Raw genomic sequence first — 24,274 nt, 5'->3', positions numbered from 1 at the left:
GCGGCGGGGAGCCGGGGCCGAGCGCCCCGCTCCCCGCCGCGTCGTTTCTTCGCCGACCCTCACTCTGCTTGCTCTGGCACAACGAACGGCGAGGCTCCCGCCGGCACTCTCACCGTCACGCACCGCCCATCCGTCGGCGGCCCCGGTTGGAGACCTCGTCATGTCCAGTGCAGCCATCAGCACCACCCTGTACCGCCATCACCACGCCACCGTCGGGCAGCTCGTCGACCGGATCGACTCCCTGTTGGCGGCGCCGTCCCCGGTGGCGAACGCCGCCGCCCTCGCCACGGCGGTCCGCGACCTGTTCGGTGTGTTCACCGTCCATCTGTCGCTGGAGGACAGCGCGCTCTACCCGCGCCTGCTGACCCACCCGACCCCGGCGCTCCGCGCCACGGCGGCGCGCTTCCAGGCCGAAATGGGCAGCCTGCGGGCCCGCTTCGACCGCTACCGGTCCAGCTGGCCCGGCCCGCTGGCCGTGTCCAAGGACCCGGAAACCTTCGTCCGCGAAACGCGGGAGGTGGTGACCGCGCTCAAGCACCGCATCGCCCGTGAGGATCTTGAGCTGTACGACGTCATCGACCGCACCGCCCTTGCCGACAAGACGGCCAATCGCTGACGACGGTGCCCACGCCTCCCTCTTGACAGTTCGTTCGCTACCTTGCGAATATTGCTAGGTAGCGAACGAATTATGGGGAGCTTGCCTGTCATGGATCAGCGGAGCGACGCCGGGCATCCGACCGTCGGAGCGTGGACGAAGCGGTGCTACCTCGCCGGCCGCGCCCTCATGGACGCCACCCTGCGGCCGTACGATCTGGGATCGACCCAATGGTACGTGCTCTGGCATCTGGCGCATGTCGGCCCGACCGTTCAGCGCGATCTCGGGCGGGTGCTTGAACTCGAACGGGCGACCTTGAGCGGAATCGTCGCCACGCTCGTCCGCAAGGGGCTGGTGTGCCAGACATCGAGCGGGAACGACCAGCGCCAGCGACTTCTGACGCTCACCGCCGCGGGCGAAGCCCTGTGGCGTGAGCTTCCCGATCTTTCGTTCATTCACGACGCCGCGTTCGGCGGCATCGACGAGGCCGAGCTGGCCACGACGATCCGTGTCCTGCAAACGGCGACCGAACGCCTGAACAACCTTCTGCGCAAGGAGTGAGCCGATGACGATCCTGATCACCGGAGCGACGGGGCTGGTCGGTGAGCGGCTCGTCCCGCGGATGATCGAAGCGGGACGGTCCTGCCGGCTGCTGCTGCGGGCCGGAAAGCCCTGTCCCGCCGGAGCAACCGCCGTGACGGGCGACATTCTCGACCCGTCGACGCTGCCGGACGCCGTCCGCGGCGTCTCGGCGGTCGTGCACCTGGCGGCGGTCTTCCGCACCCAGGACACGGACCTCATCTGGCGGAGCAACCTCGACGGAACCCGCAACCTGATCGCCGCGGTGAAAGCGCACGCCCCGGAGGCGCGCTTCATCCTGTCGAGCACCAGCCACGTCTACGACATCGACACCCCGCATCCCGGCCGGGAGGACGACCCGGTCGATCCGAAACAGGCCTATCCCGCAAGCAAGGTGGCGGCGGAAAACGTCCTGCGGGACAGCGGCCTGACCTGGTCCATCGTCCGCTTTCCGTTCGTTTACGGCGATGGGGACGGGCATCTCGAATCGCTCCCGAAACACGTCGGCGACTGGCATCCGGCGCATCGGATGAGCACCATTCATCACCGCGACATCGCCACGGCGATGACGCTGGCTTTGAACGGGGTGTTCGATCGGCGCATCGTCAATGTTGCCGACGACGCGCCGATGTCCATCCTCGAGCTTGCCGGGGTGCTGGAGACAAGACTGGCGTCGCGTGCCGAGCCCCTCCCACATCCCTGGCATCTGCACGTCGATGCATCCCTCGCGCGCCGTCTCGGCTTTCGCCCGACGGTGAGAACGGTCCACCAAGCCCTTCAGGAAGGGTTGATGTGACCGGGAATTCAGGGTTCGTCGCGCCCTTGCCCCCTCTCCACCGGCTGGCCGGGGCGGCAAGTAAGAATGCGACTTGTTCGCAATTGCCTTTTGCCCTATAGGTCTGGCGGCTCGGGGGAGGATTCCGGGGGTCTGTTCAATCCGGTGGCTGGGAGGCCGATCCATGCCGTTCCATCCCAGAATGCAAAGCAGCACGGAAGGGATCACCATCCTGGGTGACCTTCAGTGGCGCGCCTGGAACGGGATGATCGCCGACATCTGGAACGTCGCCTGCGACCGGAACGGCCAGGGCGAGTATGTGTCCGAGGCTCCGCGGCTGGTCGTCGTCCTCGATCAGGTGGGGGAAGGCGGCCTGCACGTCACGGCCGCGCCCGGCCGCGGCGAGGCCGGCCGGCTCAGCCGACGCGAGCCTTTGAGCTACGTGCCCGCCGGCCTGCGGGTGTGGTCGCGCACGGTGAACGTCCGCCGGCTCACCCATCTCGACCTCCATTTCGACATGTCCGTGCTGGGGGGCCGCGTCGCGGAGGGGCTGGACGTCCGTGGCATGGAGCGGCCGCGGCTGAATTTCGCGGATGAGCGCCTGTTCGCTCTGGCCCGCCTGATCGCCGCGGAGTGCCGGACGTCGGGGAACCTGCACGATCTCTATGGCGAGAGCCTGATGGCCGCGCTGTTCGTCGGCCTCGCGCAGGCGGAACCCGTCGCCGACCGCAAGCGGGGCCAGTTGCCGCCGCGCCAGTTGAAGCGCGTCACCGACTACATTGAGGAGCATTGCAGCCGCCCCATCCGCCTGCAGGAACTGGCCGAACTGACCGGGCTGTCCACCACCCATTTCTGCACCGCCTTCAAGGCCTCGACCGGCCTGCCGCCCCACAAATGGCAGATGCGGGTCCGTGTGGAACGGGCCAAGAGCCTGCTGACCGGATCGGACATGACGCTGGCAGCGGCCGCGGTGATGGCGGGCTTCTCCGATCAAGCGCATCTGACGCGCGTTTTCCGCCAGATCGTCGGCACCACGCCCGCCGCGTGGCTGCGCAACCACACCGGCTGAGCCGGGCGCTGCCCGACGCACCGCCCGAGGCACCTTGGCACCGACGAATGCCGGAAGATCGTCCAACCCGTCCAAAGACCGTTCAATCGCGCCGCTTCATGCACATGCTAATCATTCGCAACAACGCAGGCTCTTCGGGACCCACCGGTCCGAAGGCGTTTCGCGGATGCCGCATACAGTCCGAGGCCGATTGCGATGAGTGATATTTCCAACAAGCGAATGTCCGACAAGCGACGGGCCCGCCTCCTCTTGAACGGCACGGCGCTCGTCGCCCTGCTGGTGCCGGCGCTCGCCCAGGCGCAGGACGCCACCGCCCCGGCGGTTCTGGCTCCGGTGACCGTGGAGGGCAGCCGGGCCGCCGACACTGCGACCAGCCCGGTCCGCGGCTACGTGCCCGCCCGCTCGGCCACGGGCTCCAAGACCGACATCCCGCTGGAGGCGGTCCCGCAGTCCGTCTCGGTGATCGGGCGCGAGGAGATGGACGACCGCGGCGCGCAGAAGGTGGACGAGGCGCTGCGCTACACCCCCGGCGTCTTCAGCCAGCCCTTCGGCTCGGACAGCGACACCGACTGGATCTTCATCCGCGGCTTCCAGGCGACGCAGACCGGCATTTACCAGGACGGGCTCCAGCTCTACAGCTACGGTTTCGGCGGCCAGTTCGTGGACAGCTACACGCTGGAGCGGATCGAGGTGCTGCGCGGCGCCTCCTCCGTCCTCTACGGCGGCAGCAACCCCGGCGGTCTGGTGAATTACGTCACCAAGCGGCCCGGCGACACGCCGGTGCGCTCGGTCGAGGCGGGGATCAACCAGCACGGCACCGCCCATCTCGGCGTGGACGTCGGCGGCGCCATCGACCCGACGCTGAGCTACCGGCTGACCGGGCGCATCGCCGGCGGCGACAGCTACACCGACTTCGCCGACGGCTTCCGCGGCACCATCTCGCCCAGCTTCAAATGGTCGCCGAACGAGCGCAGCACGTTGACGGTGCTGAGCAACTACACCGACATCGACGAGACGCACAACGGCGGCGCCTTCCTGCCCTATGTCGGCACGGTGAAGCCGGCCCCCTTCGGGCGCATCGACCGCGAGTCCAACTTCACCGAGCCGGACATCGACACCTATCGGCGCCGGCAGGCCTCCGTCGGCTACGAGTTCGAGCATCGCTTCGACAACGACCTGACCTTCCGCCAGAACGCCCGCTACGGCTACAGCCGGGTCCACGAGGTCTCGGTCTACCCTTACGGTTACAACGCTTTCTCGGCGGTGCCGACCGACCCGGACAACCTGCTGTCGCGCATCAATTTCGAGCACACGACCAAGGTCAACACCTTCTTGATCGACAACCAGCTCGAATCCAAGTGGCAGACCGGTCCGGTCGCCCACACGGCGCTGGTTGGCGTCGACTACAAGTATTTCAAGATGGATCAGGTGCAGGCGTCCGGCTCGGCCACGCCGATCAGCGCCACCAACCCGGTCTACGGCGCCGCGCAGGGCCAGCGCTTCTCCTACATCGACCAGGAGCTGACGATGGGTCAGCTCGGCGTCTATCTGCAGGACCAGATGCGCTTCGGCCAGGGCCTCCTGGTGACGCTGAACGGGCGCTACGACATCGCCTCGACCGATGCCGACGGCACGCCCGCCTACGACGGCAAGGACGGCAAGTTCAGCGGGCGCGCCGGTCTGGCCTACGAGTTCGCCAACGGCATCACCCCCTATGTCAGCGCCTCGACCTTCTTCAACCCGGTGCTGGGATCGTCGGCGGTGGCCGGCGTGTTCAAGCCGGAGACCGGCCAGCAGTACGAGGTCGGCGTCAAGTACCGCCCGGCCTGGATGGACGCCATCTTCACCGCGGCCCTGTTCGACCTGACGCGCACCAACGTGGTGACCGGTGCCTTCAACGCCGAGACGCAGCTCGGCGAGGTCAACTCGCGCGGCATCGAGCTTGAGGCCAAGGCCAACATCACGCCGAACCTGAAGGCGGTCGCCTCCTTCACCGCGCTCGACCTCGACATCAAGAAGGACGCCAACCCGGCGCTGATCGGCAAGACCCCCTACATCGTGCCGCAGGTCCAGGGCTCGGCCTTCCTCGACTACACCTTCCGGGAAAGCGCGCTGGACGGCGTGTCGGTGGGCGGCGGCGTGCGCTACGTCGGCTCGTCCTGGGCCGACAACGAGAACACTTTGAAGGTCCCCGCCGCCACCGTCTTCGACGCGCGGATCGGCTACAAGCCCGCCGCCTGGGGCGTGAATCTCGCCGTGACCAACCTGTTCGACAAGGAGTATGTGGCGAGCTGCCAGACCCAGTTCTCCTGCGGTTACGCCGAGGGCCGGACGGCTTTGCTGACCGTCAACATGACGTGGTGACGTGAATTCCCTCTCCCCTCTGGGGAGAGGGTTTGGGTGAGGGGGTTGCGCTTTTGCCGAACGTGCCGCTACGGACATCCCCCTCACCCTCCCCACGCCTGCGGCGCGGGTCCCCTCCCTCTCCCCGGAGGGGCGAGGGATACAGAGGTGAAGACCGATGAGCCCGGACCAGACCCAACCCCTCTACGACCTCGACGGCGTGAGCTTCGCCGTTGCCGGACGGGCGATCCTGTCGGGATTGTCTCTCCGGCTGGATCCGGGGCGGATCTATGGGCTGGTCGGCCCCAACGGGTCGGGCAAGAGCACGCTGATCCGCCTGCTGGCGCGCCAGCAGCCGCCGGGCGGCGGGACCATCCGCTGCCTGGGGGCGGACCTCGCGCGGATCGGCGACCGCGACTTTGCCCGCACCATCGCCTACATGCCGCAATTCACCCCGCCCGCCGAAGGCATGACGGTGCGGGAGCTGGTGGCACTGGGCCGCTTTCCCTGGCACGGCGCGCTCGGCCGCTTCGGGGTGGAGGACGCCGCCAAGGTGGCGGAGGCCATCGCCGAAACCCACCTGGACGCCTTCGCCGACCGGCTGGTCGACAGCCTGTCGGGCGGCGAGCGGCAGCGCGTCTGGCTGGCCATGATGCTGGCGCAGGACACGCGCGGCCTGCTGCTCGACGAGCCGACCTCGGCGCTGGACATCGCCAGCCAAGTGGAACTGCTGGGGCTGGTGCGCCGGCTGAGCCGGGCGCGCGGCATCGGCGCGGTCATCGTGCTGCACGACATCAACATGGCGGCCAGCGTCTGCGACGAGATCCTGGCGATGCGCAACGGCGCGCTGATCGCCCAGGGCACGCCGGATGCCATCATGACCGGCGAGACGCTGGAGGCCATCTACCGCCTCGCCATGACGACCGTCCCGCACCCGGTGACCGGCAAGCCGATCGGTTGCGTGCTGTGACGGGGCGCCCGACGATCACCCGCCGCAACGCGCTGGGCCTCGCCGCCGGAGCGGCGCTGCTGCCCCGCCTCGGGCGCGCCGCGTCCGGGCGGCGGGTCGCCGCCATCGACTGGGCGGGGCTGGAGACGGTGCTGGCCCTGGGCATCCTGCCGGTCGCCGCGACCGAGCTGATCCAGTTCCGCAAGACCGTCGTCGAGCCGGAGGTGCCAGACTCGGTCATCGACCTCGGTCTGCGCGGCATGCCGAATTACGAGGCGCTGACGCTGGCCGAGCCAGACCTCATCCTCACCTCCAACTATTACGAGGGGCAGCGGGCGAGCCTGGAGCGGGTGGCGGATACCCTATCGCTGCCGATCTACCAGCCGGGCGTGCCGCCCTACCCGCTGGCCGCCGAAGCGGCGCTGACCCTCGGCCGGGCGCTGGGCCGCGAGGCGGAGGCCCGCGCCGTCGTCGCCGGGGTCGACGCGGAGATCGCCCGGCTGGGCGAGTCCCTGCGCGGCGCGGTCCGCCGCCCGGTGCTGGCGATCAACTTCGGCGACGCCCGCCATGTCCGCGCCTTCGGCGACGACAGCATGTTCGGCGCGGTGCTCCAGCGGTTGGGGCTGCGCAACGCCTGGGCCTCGCAATCGAGCTACAGCGCCGCGGCGCCGCTGGGGATCGAGGCGCTGGCCCGGATGCCGGACGCCATCACCGTCGTCGTTCCGCCGCTGCCGTCCGACGTGGCGCGGGGGCTGGAGGACAGCGCCCTGTGGCAGGCCCTGCCGATGGTGCGGGAAAAGCGGGTGAGCGTGATCGAGCCGGTCAACCATTTCGGCGGGCTTCCGGCGGCCCTGCGCTTCGCCCGCCTCGTCAGCGCCGCCCTGCTGCGGCCGGAGACCGTTCGCCATGGCTGAGCGCGCGGGACTCAACCGCATCCTGCTGTGGAGCGGGCTGGCGCTGGCTGCCGCCCTTCTGTCGATCCGGCAGATCGCCGGGCACGCCGCCCCCGCCATACCCCTGCCGCCGGACGTGGCGGCGCTGGACGGCGTCATCCTCTATCACAGCGTGCTGCCGCGGATCGCGGTGGCGCTGGTCGCCGGGGCGGCGCTCGGCCTGTCCGGACTGCTGCTCCAGCGCGTGCTGCGCAACCCGTTGGCCGAGCCCTCGACGCTCGGCGTGTCGGCGGGCGCCCAGCTCGCCCTGACGCTGGGGATGCTCTACGCCCCGGCGCTGATGGACGGCGCACGGGAGGGGGTGGCGCTGGCCGGCGGGCTGGCGGCGGTCGGGCTGATCCTCGCCATGACGTGGCGGCGCGGGCTGGAGCCGGTGGCCGTCATGCTGGCCGGGATGATGGTCGCCCTGACCGCGACGATGGGCAGCGCCGCGCTGATCCTCGCCAACGGCGAGTATCTCTTCTCCATCTTCCTCTGGGGCGGCGGGGCGCTGGCGCAGCAGAGCTGGGGGCCGACGCTGACCATCGCCGTCCGTCTGGCGATCGGCGTCGGCGCCGCCTTTCTGCTGATGCGCCCGCTGACCATCCTGGGGCTGGACGATGCCAGCGCCCGCGGCCTCGGCGTCGCCCTGAACGCCACGCGCTTCGGAATCATCGGGATCGCGGTCTGGCTGGCGGCCAGCGTGACGGCGGAGGTCGGGGTGATCGGCTTCGTCGGTCTGGCCGCGCCGGCGCTGGCCCATCTCAGCGGCGCGCGGACCCAGGGCCAGAGGCTGGTCGCCGCCCCGCTGATCGGCGCGCTCCTGCTCTGGCTGACCGACGGGCTGGTGCAGCTTCTGGCCGGGGTGGACGGAGAGCGCGTGCCGACCGGCGCCGCGACGGCGCTGCTCGGCGGCCCGCTGCTGCTCTGGTTGCTGCCGCGCCTGCGCATGTTCGAATGGCCGTCCCTGAACAGCCGTCCGGCGCCGTCGCGCCGCAGCCCGCACCATTACCGGCTGATCGCTCTGTTCGCCGTCCTCGGCGCGGTCGCCGTGGACCTCGCGCTCACGGTCGGCTATGGCCCGGACGGCTGGATGCTGTCCACCGGCCCGTTGCTCGACACGCTGCTGGGCTGGCGCGGGCCGCGCGTGGCGGTCGCGGCGGCGGCGGGAGCGATGCTGGCCGCCGCCGGGATGCTGTTGCAGCGGGTGACCGCCAACCCGCTGGCCAGCCCGGAAATCCTCGGCGTCGGCACCGGGGCGGGGGTCGGGCTGACCGCCGCGCTGTTCCTCGTCGCGGCCCCCGGCTTCGGCGTGCAGCTTGCCGCGTCGGCGGCGGGGGCGGTGCTGACTCTGGCCGCCATGCTGGCCCTGTCGCTGCGCGCCGGCTTCGGTCCGGAGCGGCTTCTGCTCGCCGGCATCGCCATGAGCGCCCTGTGCAGCGCCGTCCTGACCGCGGTCATCGCCACCGGCACGCCGCAGGCCTTCGCCCTGCTGCGCTGGCTGAGCGGCTCGACCAACGAGGCCGGTCCGGGCGACGCCTGGTTCTGCGTCGGCACGGCGGCGCTTCTGCTGGCAACCCTGCCGCTGACCGCCAAGTGGCTGGAGATCCTGCCGCTGGGCGACGTGACGGCGCGGGCCGTCGGGTTGCCGGTGCGGCGCTGCCGCGTCCTGCTGGTGCTGCTGGCCGGGCTGCTGACCGCGGCGGCGGCGCTGTTCGTCGGGCCGCTGAGCTTCATCGGGCTGATCGCGCCGCACCTCGCTCGGCTGGCCGGGCTGGGCCGTCCGCTCCAGCAGGGGATCGCGGCCGTGCTGATCGGCGCCGGGCTGATGGTGGTGTCGGACTGGCTGGCGCGCACCGTCGCCTTCCCCTATCAATTGCCGCTTGGCCTGTTCGCCGCGCTGCTCGCCGGCCCCTATCTGGTCTGGCTGCTCGGCCGCTCCAACGCCCGCAGCCATTGACGTCATCCGATCATTTCCGCCGTTCCGCAATGAGAAGAGCCATGCTTCGCCGCTTCCTCTCCTACTACCGCCCCTTCACCGGCCTGCTGGTCCTCGACATCGTCTGCGCCGTCCTGTCGGGCCTGCTGGAGCTGGGGTTCCCGATGGCCGTGCGCGCCTTCGTCGACCAGCTTCTGCCGACCCAGGACTGGCCGCTGATCGTCGCCGCCACGGTGGCGCTTCTGGCGATCTACATGGCGAACGGCGGCCTGATGGCCATCGTGACCTATTGGGGCCACATGCTCGGAGTGAACATTGAGACGGAGATGCGCCGCAAGAGCTTCGACCATCTGCAGAAGCTCTCCTTCAGCTTCTACGACAACAACAAGACGGGCCATCTCGTCGGGCGGGTCACCCGCGACCTGGACGAGATCGGCGAGGTGGCGCACCACGGCCCCGAGGACCTGCTGATCGCGGTCATGACCTTCGTCGGCGCCTTCACACTCATGGCCGTCGTGCATCTGCCGCTGGCGCTGATCACCGCGGCCATCGTTCCGGTGATCGCCTTCGTGACCAGCCGCTACGGCGGGCGGATGACGAAGAACTGGCAGGCGCTCTATTCCCGTGTCGGCGACTTCAATGTCCGCATCGAGGAGAATGTCGGCGGCATGCGCGTCGTCCAGGCCTTCACCAACGAGGACCACGAGCGCAAGCTGTTCGCCGAGGACAACGACCGCTACCGCACGACCAAACTCGCCGCCTACAAGATCATGGCGGCCTCGATGACGCTCAGCTACATGAGCATGCGGCTGATCCTGATCGTCGTCATGCTGACCGGCGCCCATTTCGTGCTGGTGGGCGAGCTGACCCAGGGCGGCTTCTTCGCCTTCCTGCTGCTGGTCAACACCTTCTTCCGCCCGATCGAGAAGATCAACGCGGTCATCGAGACCTACCCCCGCGGCATCGCCGGCTTCTGCCGCTACACCCAGCTCCTCGACACCCAGCCGGACATCGCCGACGCGCCCGGCGCCGTGGCGGCCCCGGCGCTGAAGGGCGACATCCGGTTCGAGGGCGTGTCCTTCGGCTACGACCCGGCGCGCCCGGTGCTGAAGGGCGTCGACCTCTCGATCAGGGCCGGCTCGACCGTCGCCTTCGTCGGCCCGTCGGGTGCCGGCAAGACGACCATCTGTTCGCTGCTGCCGCGCTTCTACGAGGTCATGGCGGGGCGGATCACCATCGACGGGCTGGACATCCGCGCCATGACGCTGGCCTCGCTGCGCCGGCAGATCGGCATCGTCCAGCAGGACGTGTTCCTGTTCGGCGGCACGATCCGCGAGAACATCGCCTACGGCCGTCTCGGCGCCGGCGACGCGGAGATCATGGAGGCGGCGCGGCGGGCCCATCTCGACGGGCTGATCGCCTCCCTGCCGGAGGGGTTGGACACGATCATCGGGGAGCGCGGCGTGAAGCTGTCCGGCGGGCAGAAGCAGCGCCTGACCATCGCCCGCATGTTCCTGAAGAACCCGCCTATCCTGATCCTCGACGAGGCGACCTCCGCGCTCGACACCCAGACCGAGCGGGAAATCCAGAAGTCGCTGACGGAGCTGGCTGAGGGGCGGACCACCCTGGTCATCGCCCACCGTCTGGCGACCATCCGCAACGCCGACGAGGTCTATGTCGTCGGCACCGACGGCGGGCTCCAGCGCATCACCCACGAGGAACTGGCGGCGCGCGGCTGAGGGCAGGGCGCGCCTTATCCTTCAGCGGCGATGGCCCGGGCGAAGTCGGCGAGCAGGGCGTCGGCGTCCAGGCCATAGTCGCCCGCCACTTCGGCGACGGTCTGGAAGCGCGCCATCGGGCAGCCGGGACAGGCCATCCGGTGCGCGAGGAACACGGCGATGGTCGATGGCCAGCGCTCCAGCACATCCTCGACGAGATCGGAGGACGAGGGCAAGGCCGCGGTGGCGGAGTGTGGCGGCGGGGCGATCATCCAGGCACTCTGGCACACCGGCGCGCGCGTCTCTTTGCGCCCGCGCAAACGGAACGAAGGCTCCGCCCCGGCTATTTCTCCTCCGGCTTCCCCGGCCTGGGCAGATCCTCGGCGATGGCGACCAGCGCGTGCGGCTGGCGGATCGTCACCTGCTGGCGCCCGCCCTCGACGATCCCCTGCCCCTCCCAGCCGCTGAGGATGCGGCTCACCGTGTGCAGCGTGGTTCCGGTCATCTCCGCGATGTCCTGGCGGGACAGCGGGAAGTCGATCTCGACGCCGTTTCCGACCCGGCGCCCCGCCTGACGCGCCAAACGCAGAAGCGCGTGGGCGACGCGCCGCTCGACCCGCTCGGTGGACAGTTCGCGCAGGCGGGTCTGCACCTCCTGCAGGCGGCGGCCGACGATGTCCAGGGCGTTGAGCGCGATGCGCGGGTGGCGCTCCATCAACTCGCCCATCGTGGCGGCGGTCCAGTGGACGCCGACGCAATCGACCATGGCGAGCGCGTCGGCCGGGTAGATGCCGCCTGAGAAGACCGCCGCCGTGCCGAACATCTCCCCGCCGCCGATGTAGCGGACCACCAGCTGCTGCCCGTCGGCTCCGGTCTGGGCGATCTTGACCCGCCCGTCGATCAGCGCGTGGCAGAGCGCCGCCCGGTCGCCCTGGGAAAAGATGGTCGTCCCCTTCTCGAACCGCCGGGTTTGCGCGGAGCGGACGATCTCCGCCAGCGCCGCCGCGTCCAGGCCGGAAAACAGCCGCAGGCCACGCAGAACGGCGGGATCGGGGGCAAGCGGCGTCATCGGACCATCCTCAAAAGGCAAGGCCGCGCCCGACCACCCCAGCGGGAAGCCGTCACGGAAACGTTGTCTTACACCATGACCGCCCGCGCGCCGCGCCGCAACCCGCCTGCGCCACAAACCACGACCAAGGTATCGGTTCGTCCTGTTTGCTCTGGAACAAAGAGCGATCTGATCCAGGTCTTTAGTCTTGTCTGCGCATCACAACCCTTCGGACCTCCCCATGCAGATCGCCGAACTGTCCACCGCGGCCGAGCCGGTCATCGACGTCCAGTCCATCCCGCCTTACCAGCGCCACCCGCTGATCCTCCAGGCCACGCAGGACCTGGCGCCGGGCCGCGGCTTCATTCTGGTCAACGACCATGACCCGCGCCCGCTCTCTCTCCAGATCCAGGCGCTGTTCGGCGACGCAGTGAGCTGGACCTATCTGGAGCGCGGTCCGGAGCGCTGGCGGGTGCGCATCGGGCGGCCGGACTCGGGCACCGCGCCGGCCACCTCCCTGCGGGTCCTCATCGGGCGCGGCGGGCAGGCCAGCGCGGTGGCCGCCGAAACGCCGCTCGGCGTGGCGGAGGGCGGGTTGGTCTGCGAGATCACCGACTGCCCGCCGGGCACGACCGCGGAGCAGGTGCTCGACCTGATGCAGGGGGTCATCCCGCCGGCCGGACAGCTTCACCTGCCCTACGAACGGCTGGTCGCCCGGCGCTCCGGCTCCTGCTGCGGCGGCATGTGCGGCTGATCGCCCCAGGGGGCGTTTCGGGACCTTGGCCTTGACCGTCATCAAGGATGGTATGACCACCGGGCTGTATTGCCGAAGCCCGGCGGGCTCCGCCCGCCAAACGACCATTCCGAAGGGAAGGAGACAGGCGTATGCGCGATCCCGGATTCATGGTTCAGGATCAGGCCCATGAGACGGCCCCGGACCCCCGTGCCCGCGACGTCGAAGTCCAACTGACGCGGGCCGGATTGGGGGTCGCGCGGCGGCTCGGCGACCGGGCCGGCGGCCTGCTGTTCGACCGGCTGCTGCGGATTCTGGAGGCGCGCCACCCGCGCGCCTTCGCCGCCCTCGGCGAGCTGCCCGACGCCCGCCTGCTGATCGACCCGGTGGACGCGCCCGCCGCCCTGCTGCTCCGCGTCGGCCCCACCCTCGCCCTGCGGGTCTGCGACCGCAACGCCGAGGCGGAGGCCACGGTGCGCGGCCCCTGCGCGCGGCTGCTCGATCTGCTGGAAGGGCGCATCGACGGCGACGCGCTGTTCTTCCGCCGCGAACTGTCCATCGAGGGCGACACCGCGCTGATCCTGGCGCTCCGCAACACGCTGGACGGCGAGGAGATGGACCTGTTCGGCGACGTCGCCGCCGCGGCCGGTCCGCTGCGGCACGCCCTGCCGGTGGCGCGGCGCAACGCCGGGCGGGCGCTCGACCTGCTCGCCACGGCGCGCCGCCTCGCCCCGCCGCCGCTGCGCTGGGGCATGGCCATGCTGGAGCGGCGGCTCACCGGCTCGCGGCAGGGAGCGTGACGGCATGGGTCCCTTTGAACTGATCTGTCCGGCGGGCAACCCCGCCGCGCTGCGCGCCGCCGTGGACGCGGGCGCCGACGCCGTCTATCTGGGCTTCCGCGACGAGACCAACGCGCGCAATTTCCCCGGCCTGAACTTCTCGCGGCCGGAGCTGGCCGAGGCCATCGCCTACGCCCATGCGCGGTCGGTCCAGGTCTTCGTCGCCATCAACACCTACCCCCAGGCCGGCAACCTCGCCCCCTGGCAGCGTGCGGTGGACGACGCCGCTCGGCTGAAGGCGGACGCGGTCATCCTCGCCGACCTCGGCCTGCTCGCCTACGCGGCGAAGCACCACCCCGACCTGCGGCTTCACCTGTCCGTCCAGGCCTCCGCCGCCAACGCCGAGGCGATCCGGCTCTACCGCGAGGCCTTCGGCGTGCGGCGGGTCGTGCTGCCCCGCGTGCTGACGGTGCCGGAGATCGCCCGGCTGAACGCCGAGGTTGACGTGGAGACGGAGGTCTTCGTCTTCGGCGGCCTCTGCCCGATGGCGGAGGGGCGCTGCTCGCTGTCCTCCTACGCGACCGGGCTGTCGCCCAACAAGCAGGGCGTCTGCTCCCCGGCCAGCCATGTGCGCTACGAGCCGCGCGGCGAGGCGCTGGCGTCGCGCCTCGGCGGCTTCACCATCAACGTGTTCGGCGCCGGGGAACCGGCGGGCTACCCGACGCTGTGCAAGGGCCGCTTCGTGCCCGGCGGCGGCACCTCCCGCGACCCGGCCTACCTGTTCGAGGAGCCGACCAGCCTCAACGCGCTGGCCCTGCTGCCGGAGCTGAAGGCTGCCAAGGTGTGCGCCCTGAAGATTGAAGGCCGCCAGCGCGGCAAGGCCTACATCGCCGCCGTGGTCGGCGCCTACCGCCGGGCGTTGGACGCGTTCGAACGCGGGCTGCCCGTGCCGGCGCTCGACCTGGAGGCCATGGTCGAGGGCGGGGCCCAGACCACCGGCGCCTACACCCGCGCGTGGCGCTGAGGAGTTGCGTTCATGAAACCCACCCTGACCCTTGGCCCCGTCCTGTTCAACTGGCCGGCGGAGCGCTGGCGCGATTTCTACGCCCGCATCGCCGACGAGGCGCCGGTCGACGCCGTCGTCGTCGGCGAGGTCGTCTGCTCCAAGCGCGCGCCCTTCCTCGCCCCGGTCATGGACGAGGTGATCGCCCGTCTGGCCGCCGCCGGGAAGGAGGTCTGGCTCGCCAGCCCGATCCTCGTGGGCAGCGACCGCGAGCGCGCGGCGATGCGCGACCTCCTGGAAAGCGACCTGCTACCGATCGAGGCCAACGACATGGGCGCGCTGGCCCTGCTGGAGGGACGCCGCCACGCCGTCGGCCCCTTCATCAACAGCTACAACGAGGCGACCCTGGCCTGGCTGGCCGGGCGCGGCGCCGTCGCGGTGTCGCTGCCGGCGGAGCTTCCCGCCGCCTCGGTCGCCGTGATGGCGAAGACGGGGGAGGCGCTCGGCCTGTCCATGGAGGTGCAGGTGTTCGGGCGGGCGCCGCTCGCCATCTCCGCCCGCTGCTACCACGCGCGGGCGCACGCGCTGCACAAGGACGGCTGCCAGTTCGTCTGCGCCAACGACCCGGACGGCATGCCGGTCAGCACCGTCGACGGCCAGCCCTTCCTGTCGGTCAACGGCACGCAGACGCTGTCGCACGGCTATCTGGCGCTGGCGGCGGAGATCGACCGGCTGCGGGCGATGGGCATCCGGCGCTTCCGCCTGTCGCCGCAGGACCTCGACATGGTGGCCGTCGCCACGGCCTTCCGCGCCGTTCTGGACGGCGCGCGCAGCGGACAGGACGTGATGGCGGAGCTGCGCGGCATGACCGCCGTCCCGCTGGAAAACGGCTTCTTCCACAACATGGCGGGTGCGGCCTACGCCGACGCCCCGGCCGCCTGACGCATCCGCCATCCGATGTCTGTCGGACCGCTGCTCCCGCGCGGTCCGGCTGACCTTTGAGTCCGTTGAAACTTTTAAGTCCGTTAAACGAGGAAAGCCCTATGAAGCGCATGTTTGCCCTGCTCGCCTTCGGGCTGGTCGCGTCGTCTCCCGGCCTTGCCGCCGCGCAGGACGCCGATGCCGGCGCGAAGGTGTTCAACCAGTGCAAGGCCTGCCACACCATCGAGGCCGGTGGTCCGAACCGCGTCGGCCCCAACCTGCACGGCGTCGTCGGCCGCAAGGCCGGCTCCGTCGAGACCTACAAATACTCCGACGCCATGAAGAACGCCGGCCCCTGGGACGAGGCGACGCTCGACGCCTATCTGGCGGACCCGAAGAGCGCCGTCCCCGGCAACAAGATGGCCTTCGCCGGCGTGAAGAACGAGCAGGCCCGCAAGGACCTCATCGCCTATCTGAAAAAGAACAGCTGACGAAAAATCCAAAAATCCTTGCCGGCTTGACGGTGGTCAAGGATGGGAGGGCATCCAGGCTGCAAGGTGGCGGCACGATCGTTGATCGATTGCGTCCCGCTGGACGAACACCCTCCCGTTTTTCTGCCCCCTCGCGCCCATCGGCTTTCCGCCGATGGGCTTTTTTCCATACCGATCCACTCGACGGCATGGCCGCCCGGCGGCCCGAAGCGGCGGCGTGACCGTCAGGCCGGGGTCGCCGTCTGCGACCGGTACCAATCCAGGATTTCGGCGCCGGTCCACATCACCACGCCCTCATGACCGAGAATGTGGTCATAAAGGGCTTCCAGATACTTGATCCGATGCGGCACGCCGGTCAGGTACGGGTGGATGGAGATGGCCATGACACGCGGCGCCGTCGCTCCGTCCTGGTAGAGGCGGTCGAAGTGGTCGCGGCCGCGCCTGAGGATTTCGTCGGACGGCTGCTGCTGGACGGCGCTCATGACCACGTCGTTGATCTCCACCGTGTAGGGGATCGAGACCAGCGAGCCGGAGCGCGTGCGAATGGGCACGGGCTGCTCGTCGAGGACCCAGTCCGCGACATACTCGATGCCCGCCTCGGCGAGCAGGTCCACGGTTTCGTCGGTTTCCGTCAGCCCCGGGCTTTCCCATCCCCGCGGCGGCCGGCCGGTGAAGTCGCTGATGGCCTTGATCGTGTCGGCGATCGCCGCGCGCTGGTCGTCGACCCTGTGCATGGGCTTCTGCACGAACCCGTGCCCCATGAAGTCCCACCCGGCGTCCCGTGCCGCGGCGCAGGCGTCGCGATAGACCTCGCAGGCCGTGCCGTTGACGGCGAAACTCGCCTTCAGGCCCCGGCTCCCCAAAGCCTCGACGAACCGCCAGAATCCGACGCGCATCCCATACTCGTGCCAGGCCCAGTTCGGCACGTCGGGCAGCAGCGGCTGGCCCATGGGCGGCGGGAGAACCGCGCGGGGCATGGCCGCCTGCGGGCTCCAGTTCTCGACGTTGACGATGGTCCACACGGCCACCCGGGCGTCGCCGGGCAAACGCAACGGACGCCGCTTGTGGATCGGCTCATAGGGCACCCGGGCACGGATGCTCGCCCCGACATCATTCGTCATCGTTGTCTCCTTGCGTTTTCTGGCCCCTGTGACGCGGCGGAAGCGCCGCGCCGCCATCGATCGGGAGGCGGTCCGATCAGGTTTCCACCCCGCCGCCCCAGGGGCGGAAGGCCGCCGACACCTCGTCGCGTCCGGCCTGTCCCCGGCGGAGAAGCAGGGTCAGCAGCAGCTTCGCCTTCAGCCCGTCGAGCCAGCCGGCGCGGATCAGGCCGCGCCGCTGCAGGTCGATTTCCCCGCCCGGAAAGCCGTAGGTCCGGGCCAGGGTCTCGCCGGCCCCGGTGCGCGACGCCAGCACGACCGGCATCGCCGCCGCCGCCCGCTCCAGCGCGTCGGCGACCGCGGTGGCGACATGACCGCCGCCCGTCGCCTCGACGACCATGCCGTCGAAACCCGCCTGCCGGGCCGCATCGACCAACGTCCCGTCATCGCCCAGCGCGACGGTGATCAGCGCGACGCGCGCCTCGCCGGCCTTGTGGGATCGCGGCAGCGCGGGAACGCGCTCCACCCGCGCCGCCAGCCGCACCCTGCCCTCGGCCACCCAGCCGATCGGCCCCGCCTGCGGCGAGGTGAAGGCGGCCGGGCTGCTGGTGTGGGTCTTGCGCAGGAAGCGGGCGGCGTGGATTTCGTCGTTCAGCACCACCAGGCAGCCCAGCCCGCGCGCCGCCTCGCTGGTCGCCACCTGGACGGCGGCCAGAAGGTTGGCCGGGCCGTCGGCGCCGGGAACGGTCGGGTTGCGCATCGCCCCGGTGACGACCACCGGCGCCGCAAGGTCGAGGAGACGATCGAGAGCGAAGGCCGTCTCCTCGATGGTGTCCGTCCCCTGGGTTATGACGACCCCGCGGGCGCCGCCGGCGACGGCCTCCTCGACGGCGGCCGCCAGCGCCTCCAGATCGTCGAACCGCAGATGGGCGCCCGGCACCTGCCGGAAGGACCGGGCGTCGATCGCCGCCAGCTCGGTCAGGGCCGGCACCGCCGCGACCAGCATCTCCCCGGTCAGGGTCGGCACGACGCCGCCCCGGTCGCTTCGCGTCATCGCGATGGTGCCGCCAAGCGCCAGCACCGTCACCGTCGGCTTTGTCATTGGTTACCCCCTCGCTGCTTCGCTTGGCCCGGCCCGCTCAACGGCCTTCGCCCAGCAGGCGCAGCGCCGTTCCGCAGCACAGCTCGTGGTTTTCCGTGTGGGTGATCCCCGGAACGGCGGCCAGCGTGTCCAGCGGCGTCTGATCCGCCATGTCGAAGGGCGAGTCCGTCCCGATGGCGATGCGGTCGGCGCCGACCAGATCGATCAGGTAGCGCAACGCCTGCGGATCGAAGACGAGGCTGTCGAAGTAGAACCGGCGCAGCAGGTCCTTGGGATTGGTCCTGGTGTGGGCGTGGGTCTCGGGGCGGACCTTGTGGCCGTGCACCAGCCGGCCGATCTGGTAAGGCGCGAAGCCGCCGCCGTGCGCCAGCAGGATCTTGAGGTCCGGCAGCTCGTCGAGCGCGCCGCTGAACATCAGGTTGGCGACGCAGACCGCGGTGTCGAGCGGGTTGCCGATCAGGTTGGTCAGGTAGTGGCATTCGAGTCCCGACTTGGACCCGACATAGTAGGGATGGGCGAAGACGAACACGCCCAGCTCGGCCGCCCGCCGCAGCACCGGGCGGAACCGCTCCTCGGCCAGCTGGGCGCCCTCGATCGACGTGCCGATCTCGACGGCCTTGAAGCCCCATTCCTTGACGACCCGCTCCAGCTCGGCGACGGCGGCGTCGGGGTGCTGCATGGGGATGCTGGCCATCCCGCGCAGCCGGTCCGGCCGGGCGGCGACCATGTCCGCCACCCCGTCGTTGACCAGCCCGGCGACCGTCAGCGCGAGGTCGGCGTCGGCCCAATAGTAGAACATCGGCGGCGCCGGCGAGATCACCGACACGTCGATGCCCTTGCGGTCCATGGACTCGAGCTTGGCCGCGGGATCGAAGAATTCCTGGAACAGAGGGTAGACGTAGCCCTGGTCGTGGACGACCCGCCGCGCGTTCCCCTCGCCCTCGATGCGGGCGGCGAAGGTCTGCGGCTGTCCGGCGATCGCCTCGACGATCCGGGGCGGGATGACGTGGCTGTGAAGGTCGATGCGCATGGCTCAGCTGTACCTCTTCATCGCGCCGTCATCCGCGAACCAGTCGAAGGCGGCGCTGGACAGGTTGACGATGACGTTCTGGATCTGCGTGTATTCGTGGTAGGCGGCGATGCCGTTCTCCCGGCCGATGCCGCTCATCTTGAAGCCGCCCCAGGGCGAGGCGGGGTCGATGCGGTGGTGGTCGTTGATCCACACGATGCCCGCCTGCATCCGGTGCGCGACCCGGTGCGCCTGCCGGACGTCCTCGGTCCAGACGCTGGCCGCCAGCCCGAACTCGGTGCCGTTGGCGAGCGCGATGGCCTCCTCCTCGTCGTCGAAGGGCATCACGCAGACGACCGGCCCGAAGATCTCCTCCTGCGCGATCCGCATGTCGTTGCGCACGCCGGTGAACACGGTCGGCAGGTACCAGTAGCCGCGCTCGTAGGCCGCCCCCTCGGGCCGGCGTCCGCCGACCGCCAGCGTCGCGCCCTCCTCCTGGCCGATGCGGACGTACTTTTCGACGATGGCGCGCTGGCGCTCCGAGACGAGCGGACCGACCTGCGTCCTCAGGTCCTGCGGATCGCCGAGGCGGAGCGCCCGGGTCCGCGCCACCAGCTCCTCAACCACGGCGTCGTGGATCGAGCGGTGGACGATCAGGCGCGAGCCCTGCACGCAGGTCTGCCCCGTCGCGATGAAGGAGGCGAACAGCGCCGCGTTCACGACGGCCTGCGGCGCCACGCCCGGGAAAGCCACCATCGCGGCCTTGCCCCCCAACTCGCCGGCGAAGCGGGTGAGGTTCTGGCCGGCCAGCGACGCCACGGTCTTTCCGGTTTCCGTGCCGCCCGTCAGGTCGATCTTGCGGATGCCCTTGTGCCGGGTCAGCGCCGCGCCGGCATCGGCACCGAAGCCGGGAACCACGTTGTAGACCCCGTCGGGCAGCCCGGCGTCGCGCAGCACCTCGCCCAGCAGCAGCGGGGTCAGCGGCGCCAGCTCGCTCGGCTTCACCACCATGCTGTTGCCCGCCGCTAGCGACGGGGCGACCTTCTTGGTCAGGATCAGCAGCGGGTGGTTCCACGGCGTGACATGGCCCACCACCCCCAGCGGCACGCGCCGCGTGTAGTTCAGGAAGGGGCCATTGAACGGCGGCACCGTGTCCTCGTGGGTGCGGGCCAGCGCGCCGAAATAGTCGTACCATTCCGGCAGGCGGCCGAGCTGCGCGGACAGCTCCCGCCGCGCCCGGCCGGTCTGGTCGACCTCGATGCGCACGAATTCGTCCATGCGGCTGCGCAGAATCTCGGCGGCTTTCGCCATGACGCGGGCGCGGGCCTCGGGCGGGGTCTCGCTCCACCCGTCGAAGGCGCGCTGCGCCGCGGCCACCGCCGCGTCGATGTCCGCCGCGCCGCCCTCGGCGACCTCGGCCAGGACCGACGCATCCTTCGGGTTCTCGACGGCGAAGGTTCGGCCGGACGCGGACGGCCGCCAGTCCCCGTCGATCCACATGCCCCATGTCCGCTGATTCCGCTCGGCTGGCATCGGCAATACTCCCCCCTTGGCAGGCCGATGGTTCGGCTTCCGCCCGGTGTGTTCCGGCTTTTGAAGACCATGGGCCGGGGCGGCGTGGCCCCGTGGCGCCCCCTCAGCGGCGGCCGAAGGTGCGCAGCGCCTCGTCGCCCGTCATCACCCAGCCGAAGGCGGCGCGGACGCAGGTCAGCGCCGCCTCGTGCGCCGCCGGTCCGTCCATGGTGTCGACGCAGTCCTCGATGCACACCGCGGCGTAATCCATGACGTTGGCGCGGACGGTGGTCGCCAGCACGCAGCTGTTGGTGTTCACCCCGGTGATCAGCAGCGTGTTGATGCCGTGCCGGCGCAGCATGAAGTCCAGATCGCTGGCGACGAAGCAGTCGTAGCGCTTCTTCGTGTTGACGATCCAGTCACCGTCCGCGTGGAGCTGCGGCATGATCCGGCAGCCGGGCATGCCTTCGATGTTGTGGCGTTCGACGTTCTTCCGCGTCGCGGTCGGGTTGTCGGCCCGGGTGCGCCAGAACGGGTTGGAGCGGATCTCGTCGGCATCCCGGTAGGTGGTGACGAGGTGCACGATGGGAATGCCGGCCGCCCGGCAGCCGTCGAAGAAGCGTCGGTTGGCCTCGACCACCACGGCGGCGCGGTCCGCCGCCAGCGGCATGGTCGCCACCGCGGGATCGAGGTGCCCGCGGTGCAGGTCGATGGCGATGACGGCCGGCTTGGGGCTGTCGACTCCGAAGTCCATGGGAAGCGTCCTTTCGCTTTGATGAAGGGCCGTCCGGTCGCGCGCTCAGCCCTGGAGCATCGTCGGCCACATGACGGTGATCGGGATGTAGGTCGCCAGGAACAGCGTGATGAGCGCGAGCAGGATGAAGGGAATGACGCTCTGCACGATCTTCGCGTAGCTGATCTTGAAGGTCGTGATGCCGATGAAGATGTTGAGCCCGAAGGGCGGCGTGATCATGCCGATCGCGAGGTTCAGCACCAGGACCGCGCCGAAATGCACCGGATCGATGCCGGCCGCCATGGCGGCGGGATAGACCAGCGGCGCCAGCACGATGATCGCCGAGTTGGGATCGATGAACATGCCGGCGATCAGGAAGACGATGTTGACGACGAGCAGGACGGCCCACGGGCTCAGCCCGTCGAGCAGCCCGCTGATCTGCTGCGGCACCTGCAGAAGCGTCAGGTACCAGGTCATCGCCCCGCCGGCCGCGATCAGGATGAGCAGGGTGGCGATGACCGTGCCCGACGCCACCGAGACCTTGAACAGGTCTGTGATGGGCAGCTGGCGGTAGATGAAGCACTCGACGACGATGGCGTACACGCAGGCCGCGGCGGCCGCTTCCGTCGGCGTGAAGACGCCGCCGTAGATGCCGCCGAAGATCACCGCCGGCAGGCCCAGCGCCCACACCGCCCGGCGCGCGGCGGTCACGATCTCGGGAAGCGAGGCCCGGGCGCCCCGCATGATGCCGTGCCGGCGGGCGTAGTAATAGGCGTATCCGGCGAGGACGGCGGTGAACAGGACGCCCGCGCCGAGACCGGCCAGGAAGACCGTTCCGACCGACGCCGAGGTCTGCACCGAGTAGAGGATCATGGCCACGCCCGGCGGGATCAGCATCGACAGGGTCGAGGCGGACAGGATGAGCCCCGCCGAGAAGCCCGCCCCGTAGCCCTGCCGCAGCAGGGACGGATAGACGATCGGCCCGATGCTCACCACGGCCGCGGCGCCGATGCCGCTGATCGCGCCGAACAGCGCGCAGGACATGACGGTGGCGATCGCCAGCCCGCCCGTGATGTGCCCGACCATCGCCTCGACCAGGGCCACCAGACGGGCGCCGATCTCGCCCCGCGCGATGATGTCCGCCGCGAAGACGAACAGCGGCACGGCGATGAGCGAGAAGATGTTGACGCCTTCCACCACCCGCTGCGCCATCACCATCGACGGCAGGGGCGGACCAAAGGCCTCGAACGTCGTGATCGTCGCGACGAGGATGCCGAGGAAGATCGGAAAGGACAGGACCAGCAGCCCGATGAAGACCGCCGTGAAGAAAGGAACAGCCATTCTCAGTCCTCCCTGGGCTGATCGGCGGGCTGTTCGGTGAACAGCGGGCGCGCGTTCCGCGGGTCGAGCAGGTGCGACAGCGCCATGTGCAGGAAGGCCATCGCCATCAGCGCGCTGCCCAGGGGCAGGGACACGTGGAGGAGCCCGCGCGGGATCGGCAGCACCGGGCTCATCTGGAATCCGGTCAGCATGCGCTCCGCCAGCGCGTAGCCGTACTTGGTGATGTAGAGCATGGTGACGAGGCCGACGGTACCGATGAGCACGGCGATCCAGCGCTGCACCGGCGGCGGGACCATGCGCAGGACGATGTCGATCATGATATGCCGCTGCTCGCGGACCAGCACATAGGACCCGAGGAAGGTCATCCAGACCATCAGGTAGCGGGCCAACTCCTCACCGCCGACGAAGCTGAAGTCGAGGGCGTAGCGGCCGAGCGCCCCGACGAACAGGGTCAGGGTTATGGCGAGAAGAGCGAGGCCGACGAACGCCTTCGCAAGCAGGTCGGCGCCCTGGAGGAGCCGGTCCAGCCACCACACGAGGGACTGGCCCGGCATGGTGGAGCGGGACACCCGCTCCCCCTGCCGCTCCGCCATCACTTGAGCCCCAGCTCGCTCTTGAAGCTGTCGAGGATCTCCTGGCCAGGGGCACCCGCCTTGGCCACGTAGAATTTCTCCAGCCCCGGCAGGGTGGTTTCACGAAGCGTCTGGTACTCGGCGTCGGACAGCTCGGTGACGGTGACGCCGCGCTCCTTGAAGGCCGTCATCGCCTGGCCGGTCATCTCCTCGGTCTTGGCGACGACCACGCCGGCCGCCGTGTCGACGGCTTCGCTCACCGCCGTCCGGCACTCGGCGGACAACCCGTCCCACCACGCCTTCGAAACCATGAACAGCTGGTCGAGGTTGCCGTGGTTCGACATCGTCACGTTGCTCTGGACCTCGTGGAACTTCATCACGAAGGTCGTCACCAGCGGGTTTTCCTGCGCGTCGATCGTGCGGTTCTGCAGCGCGTTGTAGGTCTCCGGGAACGGCATGTTGACCGGGTTGAGGCCGAGGATCTTCTGCTGTTCCACCAGCACGGGCGACGGCATGACCCGCGCCTTGAGGCCGGCGAAGTCCGATGGCTGCTTCAGGGGCTTGTTGGCCGTCCACTGCTTGTAGCCGGTGTGCCAGACGCCCAGGCTGACGACGCCCTGTGCCTCGGTGGTCTTGAGGAGCTTCGCCATCGCCGGACCCTTGTGGACCTTCAAGAGGTCCTCGGTCTTCGTCGGCCAGAAGAAGGGGAAGTCGAAGATGCCGATCCTGGGCTCGAAGCCGACCATGAAGGAGGCCGGCAGGACCACCGCCTCGACCGAGCCGATCTGCATGCCCTCGATCAGGTCGGTGGTGCCGCCGAGCTGGGCGGACGGATAGACGGTCGCGTTGATGCTGCAGCGCGTGTCCGCCGCGAGGAGTTCCTTGACCTTGACGGCTCCGAGGTCGCGCGGGTCGCCGGACGGCACGACGTGCGCGATCTTCATGGTGGGGGTGGCCGCGTGACCCACCGAGGCCAGGGCGATCACTGCGGCGGTGAAGGTGAAGAAGAATCCCTTGAGTCGCATTGTTTC

24 protein-coding genes are annotated in these 24,274 nt (G+C 69.8%); 14 read left to right on the top strand and 10 right to left on the bottom strand.

Annotated features, from left to right (window positions below; translation table 11 throughout):
• Nucleotides 1–160 precede the first annotated feature (160 nt).
• The 9 genes from ACWPN5_RS30630 (at nucleotide 161) to ACWPN5_RS30590 (ending at nucleotide 10,920) form a co-directional block, all read left to right on the top strand.
• A complete protein-coding gene (locus ACWPN5_RS30630; protein ID WP_200479915.1) occupies nucleotides 161–616 on the top strand; it encodes a hemerythrin domain-containing protein in 456 nt (151 codons plus the stop codon).
• Between the two features lie 90 nt (nucleotides 617–706).
• Nucleotides 707–1,156: a MarR family winged helix-turn-helix transcriptional regulator gene (locus ACWPN5_RS30625; protein ID WP_200479914.1), complete on the top strand. Its 450-nt coding sequence runs from the start codon at nucleotides 707–709 to the stop codon at nucleotides 1,154–1,156.
• A 4-nt stretch (nucleotides 1,157–1,160) separates the two neighbouring features.
• Nucleotides 1,161–1,970: an NAD-dependent epimerase/dehydratase family protein gene (locus ACWPN5_RS30620; RefSeq protein ID WP_200479913.1), complete on the top strand. Its 810-nt coding sequence runs from the start codon at nucleotides 1,161–1,163 to the stop codon at nucleotides 1,968–1,970.
• Between the two features lie 181 nt (nucleotides 1,971–2,151).
• Complete coding sequence (locus tag ACWPN5_RS30615; protein ID WP_492299312.1) at nucleotides 2,152–3,018, top strand: helix-turn-helix domain-containing protein; 867 nt, start codon at nucleotides 2,152–2,154, stop codon at nucleotides 3,016–3,018.
• A gap of 219 nt (nucleotides 3,019–3,237) precedes the next feature.
• Complete coding sequence (locus ACWPN5_RS30610; protein WP_492299310.1) at nucleotides 3,238–5,382, top strand: TonB-dependent siderophore receptor; 2,145 nt, start codon at nucleotides 3,238–3,240, stop codon at nucleotides 5,380–5,382.
• 157 nt (nucleotides 5,383–5,539) lie between these two features.
• Complete coding sequence (locus tag ACWPN5_RS30605; RefSeq protein ID WP_492299309.1) at nucleotides 5,540–6,331, top strand: ABC transporter ATP-binding protein; 792 nt, start codon at nucleotides 5,540–5,542, stop codon at nucleotides 6,329–6,331.
• Nucleotides 6,328–7,224: an iron-siderophore ABC transporter substrate-binding protein gene (locus tag ACWPN5_RS30600; RefSeq protein ID WP_492299307.1), complete on the top strand. Its 897-nt coding sequence runs from the start codon at nucleotides 6,328–6,330 to the stop codon at nucleotides 7,222–7,224. Before ACWPN5_RS30605 ends, ACWPN5_RS30600 begins: the two co-directional genes overlap by 4 nt.
• Nucleotides 7,217–9,202: a Fe(3+)-hydroxamate ABC transporter permease FhuB gene (gene fhuB / locus ACWPN5_RS30595; RefSeq protein ID WP_492299305.1), complete on the top strand. Its 1,986-nt coding sequence runs from the start codon at nucleotides 7,217–7,219 to the stop codon at nucleotides 9,200–9,202. The genes ACWPN5_RS30600 and fhuB overlap by 8 nt, the downstream gene beginning before the upstream one ends.
• 41 nt (nucleotides 9,203–9,243) lie before the next feature.
• Complete coding sequence (locus ACWPN5_RS30590) at nucleotides 9,244–10,920, top strand: ABC transporter ATP-binding protein (protein WP_492299303.1); 1,677 nt, start codon at nucleotides 9,244–9,246, stop codon at nucleotides 10,918–10,920.
• A gap of 14 nt (nucleotides 10,921–10,934) precedes the next feature.
• Here the strand turns inward: ACWPN5_RS30590 and ACWPN5_RS30585 are convergent, their stop codons facing one another.
• Nucleotides 10,935–11,189: a DUF1858 domain-containing protein gene (locus ACWPN5_RS30585; protein WP_492299301.1), complete on the bottom strand. Its 255-nt coding sequence runs from the start codon at nucleotides 11,187–11,189 to the stop codon at nucleotides 10,935–10,937.
• A 53-nt stretch (nucleotides 11,190–11,242) separates the two neighbouring features.
• On the bottom strand, nucleotides 11,243–11,968 hold the full coding sequence (locus tag ACWPN5_RS30580) for a Crp/Fnr family transcriptional regulator (RefSeq protein WP_492299299.1): 726 nt from the start codon (nucleotides 11,966–11,968) through the stop codon (nucleotides 11,243–11,245).
• A 220-nt stretch (nucleotides 11,969–12,188) separates the two neighbouring features.
• Here ACWPN5_RS30580 and ACWPN5_RS30575 point away from each other — a divergent pair, with 220 nt between their 5' ends.
• The 5 genes from ACWPN5_RS30575 to ACWPN5_RS30555 all read left to right on the top strand — a co-directional run bounded on the left by ACWPN5_RS30575 (nucleotide 12,189) and on the right by ACWPN5_RS30555 (nucleotide 15,874).
• Nucleotides 12,189–12,701 carry a DUF2249 domain-containing protein gene (locus ACWPN5_RS30575; protein ID WP_492299297.1) on the top strand — a complete coding sequence of 171 codons (513 nt, stop codon included), beginning with the start codon at nucleotides 12,189–12,191 and terminating at the stop codon, nucleotides 12,699–12,701.
• A gap of 131 nt (nucleotides 12,702–12,832) precedes the next feature.
• On the top strand, nucleotides 12,833–13,480 hold the full coding sequence (gene ubiT, locus ACWPN5_RS30570; protein WP_492299296.1) for a ubiquinone anaerobic biosynthesis accessory factor UbiT: 648 nt from the start codon (nucleotides 12,833–12,835) through the stop codon (nucleotides 13,478–13,480).
• A gap of 4 nt (nucleotides 13,481–13,484) precedes the next feature.
• Nucleotides 13,485–14,483, top strand: coding sequence for a ubiquinone anaerobic biosynthesis protein UbiU (ubiU, locus tag ACWPN5_RS30565; protein WP_492299295.1), 999 nt, complete (start codon nucleotides 13,485–13,487; stop codon nucleotides 14,481–14,483).
• Nucleotides 14,484–14,495: 12 nt separating this feature from the next.
• The gene (gene ubiV, locus ACWPN5_RS30560; protein ID WP_492299293.1) at nucleotides 14,496–15,404 is read left to right on the top strand and encodes a ubiquinone anaerobic biosynthesis protein UbiV; all 909 of its coding nucleotides are present in this window, start codon (nucleotides 14,496–14,498) and stop codon (nucleotides 15,402–15,404) included.
• Nucleotides 15,405–15,505: 101 nt separating this feature from the next.
• The gene (locus ACWPN5_RS30555; RefSeq protein ID WP_492299291.1) at nucleotides 15,506–15,874 is read left to right on the top strand and encodes a c-type cytochrome; all 369 of its coding nucleotides are present in this window, start codon (nucleotides 15,506–15,508) and stop codon (nucleotides 15,872–15,874) included.
• A gap of 224 nt (nucleotides 15,875–16,098) precedes the next feature.
• On the opposite strand, the gene ACWPN5_RS30550 is transcribed toward ACWPN5_RS30555, so the two are convergent.
• The 8 genes from ACWPN5_RS30550 to ACWPN5_RS30515 form a co-directional block, all read right to left on the bottom strand.
• Entirely contained in the window at nucleotides 16,099–16,995 is an 897-nt protein-coding gene (locus tag ACWPN5_RS30550) for a polysaccharide deacetylase family protein (protein ID WP_145683991.1), read from the bottom strand.
• A 76-nt stretch (nucleotides 16,996–17,071) separates the two neighbouring features.
• The gene (locus tag ACWPN5_RS30545) at nucleotides 17,072–18,076 is read right to left on the bottom strand and encodes an asparaginase (protein WP_200478025.1); all 1,005 of its coding nucleotides are present in this window, start codon (nucleotides 18,074–18,076) and stop codon (nucleotides 17,072–17,074) included.
• Nucleotides 18,077–18,113: 37 nt separating this feature from the next.
• The gene (locus ACWPN5_RS30540) at nucleotides 18,114–19,106 is read right to left on the bottom strand and encodes an amidohydrolase family protein (protein ID WP_145683998.1); all 993 of its coding nucleotides are present in this window, start codon (nucleotides 19,104–19,106) and stop codon (nucleotides 18,114–18,116) included.
• Nucleotides 19,107–19,109: 3 nt separating this feature from the next.
• The gene (locus ACWPN5_RS30535) at nucleotides 19,110–20,585 is read right to left on the bottom strand and encodes an aldehyde dehydrogenase (protein WP_186466080.1); all 1,476 of its coding nucleotides are present in this window, start codon (nucleotides 20,583–20,585) and stop codon (nucleotides 19,110–19,112) included.
• A 136-nt stretch (nucleotides 20,586–20,721) separates the two neighbouring features.
• Nucleotides 20,722–21,351 carry a cysteine hydrolase family protein gene (locus ACWPN5_RS30530; protein ID WP_200478023.1) on the bottom strand — a complete coding sequence of 210 codons (630 nt, stop codon included), beginning with the start codon at nucleotides 21,349–21,351 and terminating at the stop codon, nucleotides 20,722–20,724.
• 45 nt (nucleotides 21,352–21,396) lie between these two features.
• Nucleotides 21,397–22,671: a TRAP transporter large permease gene (locus ACWPN5_RS30525; protein WP_145684008.1), complete on the bottom strand. Its 1,275-nt coding sequence runs from the start codon at nucleotides 22,669–22,671 to the stop codon at nucleotides 21,397–21,399.
• Nucleotides 22,672–22,673: 2 nt separating this feature from the next.
• On the bottom strand, nucleotides 22,674–23,264 hold the full coding sequence (locus ACWPN5_RS30520; RefSeq protein WP_145684011.1) for a TRAP transporter small permease: 591 nt from the start codon (nucleotides 23,262–23,264) through the stop codon (nucleotides 22,674–22,676).
• On the bottom strand, nucleotides 23,264–24,268 hold the full coding sequence (locus ACWPN5_RS30515; protein WP_145684014.1) for a TRAP transporter substrate-binding protein: 1,005 nt from the start codon (nucleotides 24,266–24,268) through the stop codon (nucleotides 23,264–23,266). The genes ACWPN5_RS30520 and ACWPN5_RS30515 overlap by 1 nt, the downstream gene beginning before the upstream one ends.
• Between the last annotated feature and the right edge of the window lie 6 nt (nucleotides 24,269–24,274).

The organism is Azospirillum sp. UENF 211521 (assembly GCF_058780535.1).
The sequence above is the reverse complement of the archived record's forward strand: the minus strand, read 5'-3'. Positions and strand labels throughout refer to the sequence as shown.

Excerpts from the sequence above, each read along its gene's own strand:
- ubiV (WP_492299293.1), top strand. The coding sequence starts at position 14,496 with ATGAAACCCACCCTGACCCTTGGCCCCGTCCTGTTCAACTGGCCGGCG.
- ACWPN5_RS30610 (WP_492299310.1), top strand. The coding sequence starts at position 3,238 with ATGTCCGACAAGCGACGGGCCCGCCTCCTCTTGAACGGCACGGCGCTC.
- ACWPN5_RS30615 (WP_492299312.1), top strand. The coding sequence starts at position 2,152 with ATGCAAAGCAGCACGGAAGGGATCACCATCCTGGGTGACCTTCAGTGG.
- ACWPN5_RS30605 (WP_492299309.1), top strand. The coding sequence starts at position 5,540 with ATGAGCCCGGACCAGACCCAACCCCTCTACGACCTCGACGGCGTGAGC.
- ACWPN5_RS30520 (WP_145684011.1), bottom strand. The coding sequence starts at position 23,264 with ATGGCGGAGCGGCAGGGGGAGCGGGTGTCCCGCTCCACCATGCCGGGC.
- ACWPN5_RS30545 (WP_200478025.1), bottom strand. The coding sequence starts at position 18,076 with ATGACAAAGCCGACGGTGACGGTGCTGGCGCTTGGCGGCACCATCGCG.
- ACWPN5_RS30625 (WP_200479914.1), top strand. The coding sequence starts at position 707 with ATGGATCAGCGGAGCGACGCCGGGCATCCGACCGTCGGAGCGTGGACG.
- ubiU (WP_492299295.1), top strand. The coding sequence starts at position 13,485 with ATGGGTCCCTTTGAACTGATCTGTCCGGCGGGCAACCCCGCCGCGCTG.
- ACWPN5_RS30530 (WP_200478023.1), bottom strand. The coding sequence starts at position 21,351 with ATGGACTTCGGAGTCGACAGCCCCAAGCCGGCCGTCATCGCCATCGAC.
- ACWPN5_RS30580 (WP_492299299.1), bottom strand. The coding sequence starts at position 11,968 with ATGACGCCGCTTGCCCCCGATCCCGCCGTTCTGCGTGGCCTGCGGCTG.
- ACWPN5_RS30590 (WP_492299303.1), top strand. The coding sequence starts at position 9,244 with ATGCTTCGCCGCTTCCTCTCCTACTACCGCCCCTTCACCGGCCTGCTG.
- fhuB (WP_492299305.1), top strand. The coding sequence starts at position 7,217 with ATGGCTGAGCGCGCGGGACTCAACCGCATCCTGCTGTGGAGCGGGCTG.
- ACWPN5_RS30540 (WP_145683998.1), bottom strand. The coding sequence starts at position 19,106 with ATGCGCATCGACCTTCACAGCCACGTCATCCCGCCCCGGATCGTCGAG.
- ACWPN5_RS30620 (WP_200479913.1), top strand. The coding sequence starts at position 1,161 with ATGACGATCCTGATCACCGGAGCGACGGGGCTGGTCGGTGAGCGGCTC.
- ACWPN5_RS30555 (WP_492299291.1), top strand. The coding sequence starts at position 15,506 with ATGAAGCGCATGTTTGCCCTGCTCGCCTTCGGGCTGGTCGCGTCGTCT.
- ACWPN5_RS30515 (WP_145684014.1), bottom strand. The coding sequence starts at position 24,268 with ATGCGACTCAAGGGATTCTTCTTCACCTTCACCGCCGCAGTGATCGCC.
- ACWPN5_RS30535 (WP_186466080.1), bottom strand. The coding sequence starts at position 20,585 with ATGTGGATCGACGGGGACTGGCGGCCGTCCGCGTCCGGCCGAACCTTC.
- ubiT (WP_492299296.1), top strand. The coding sequence starts at position 12,833 with ATGCGCGATCCCGGATTCATGGTTCAGGATCAGGCCCATGAGACGGCC.
- ACWPN5_RS30575 (WP_492299297.1), top strand. The coding sequence starts at position 12,189 with ATGCAGATCGCCGAACTGTCCACCGCGGCCGAGCCGGTCATCGACGTC.
- ACWPN5_RS30525 (WP_145684008.1), bottom strand. The coding sequence starts at position 22,671 with ATGGCTGTTCCTTTCTTCACGGCGGTCTTCATCGGGCTGCTGGTCCTG.
- ACWPN5_RS30630 (WP_200479915.1), top strand. The coding sequence starts at position 161 with ATGTCCAGTGCAGCCATCAGCACCACCCTGTACCGCCATCACCACGCC.
- ACWPN5_RS30550 (WP_145683991.1), bottom strand. The coding sequence starts at position 16,995 with ATGACGAATGATGTCGGGGCGAGCATCCGTGCCCGGGTGCCCTATGAG.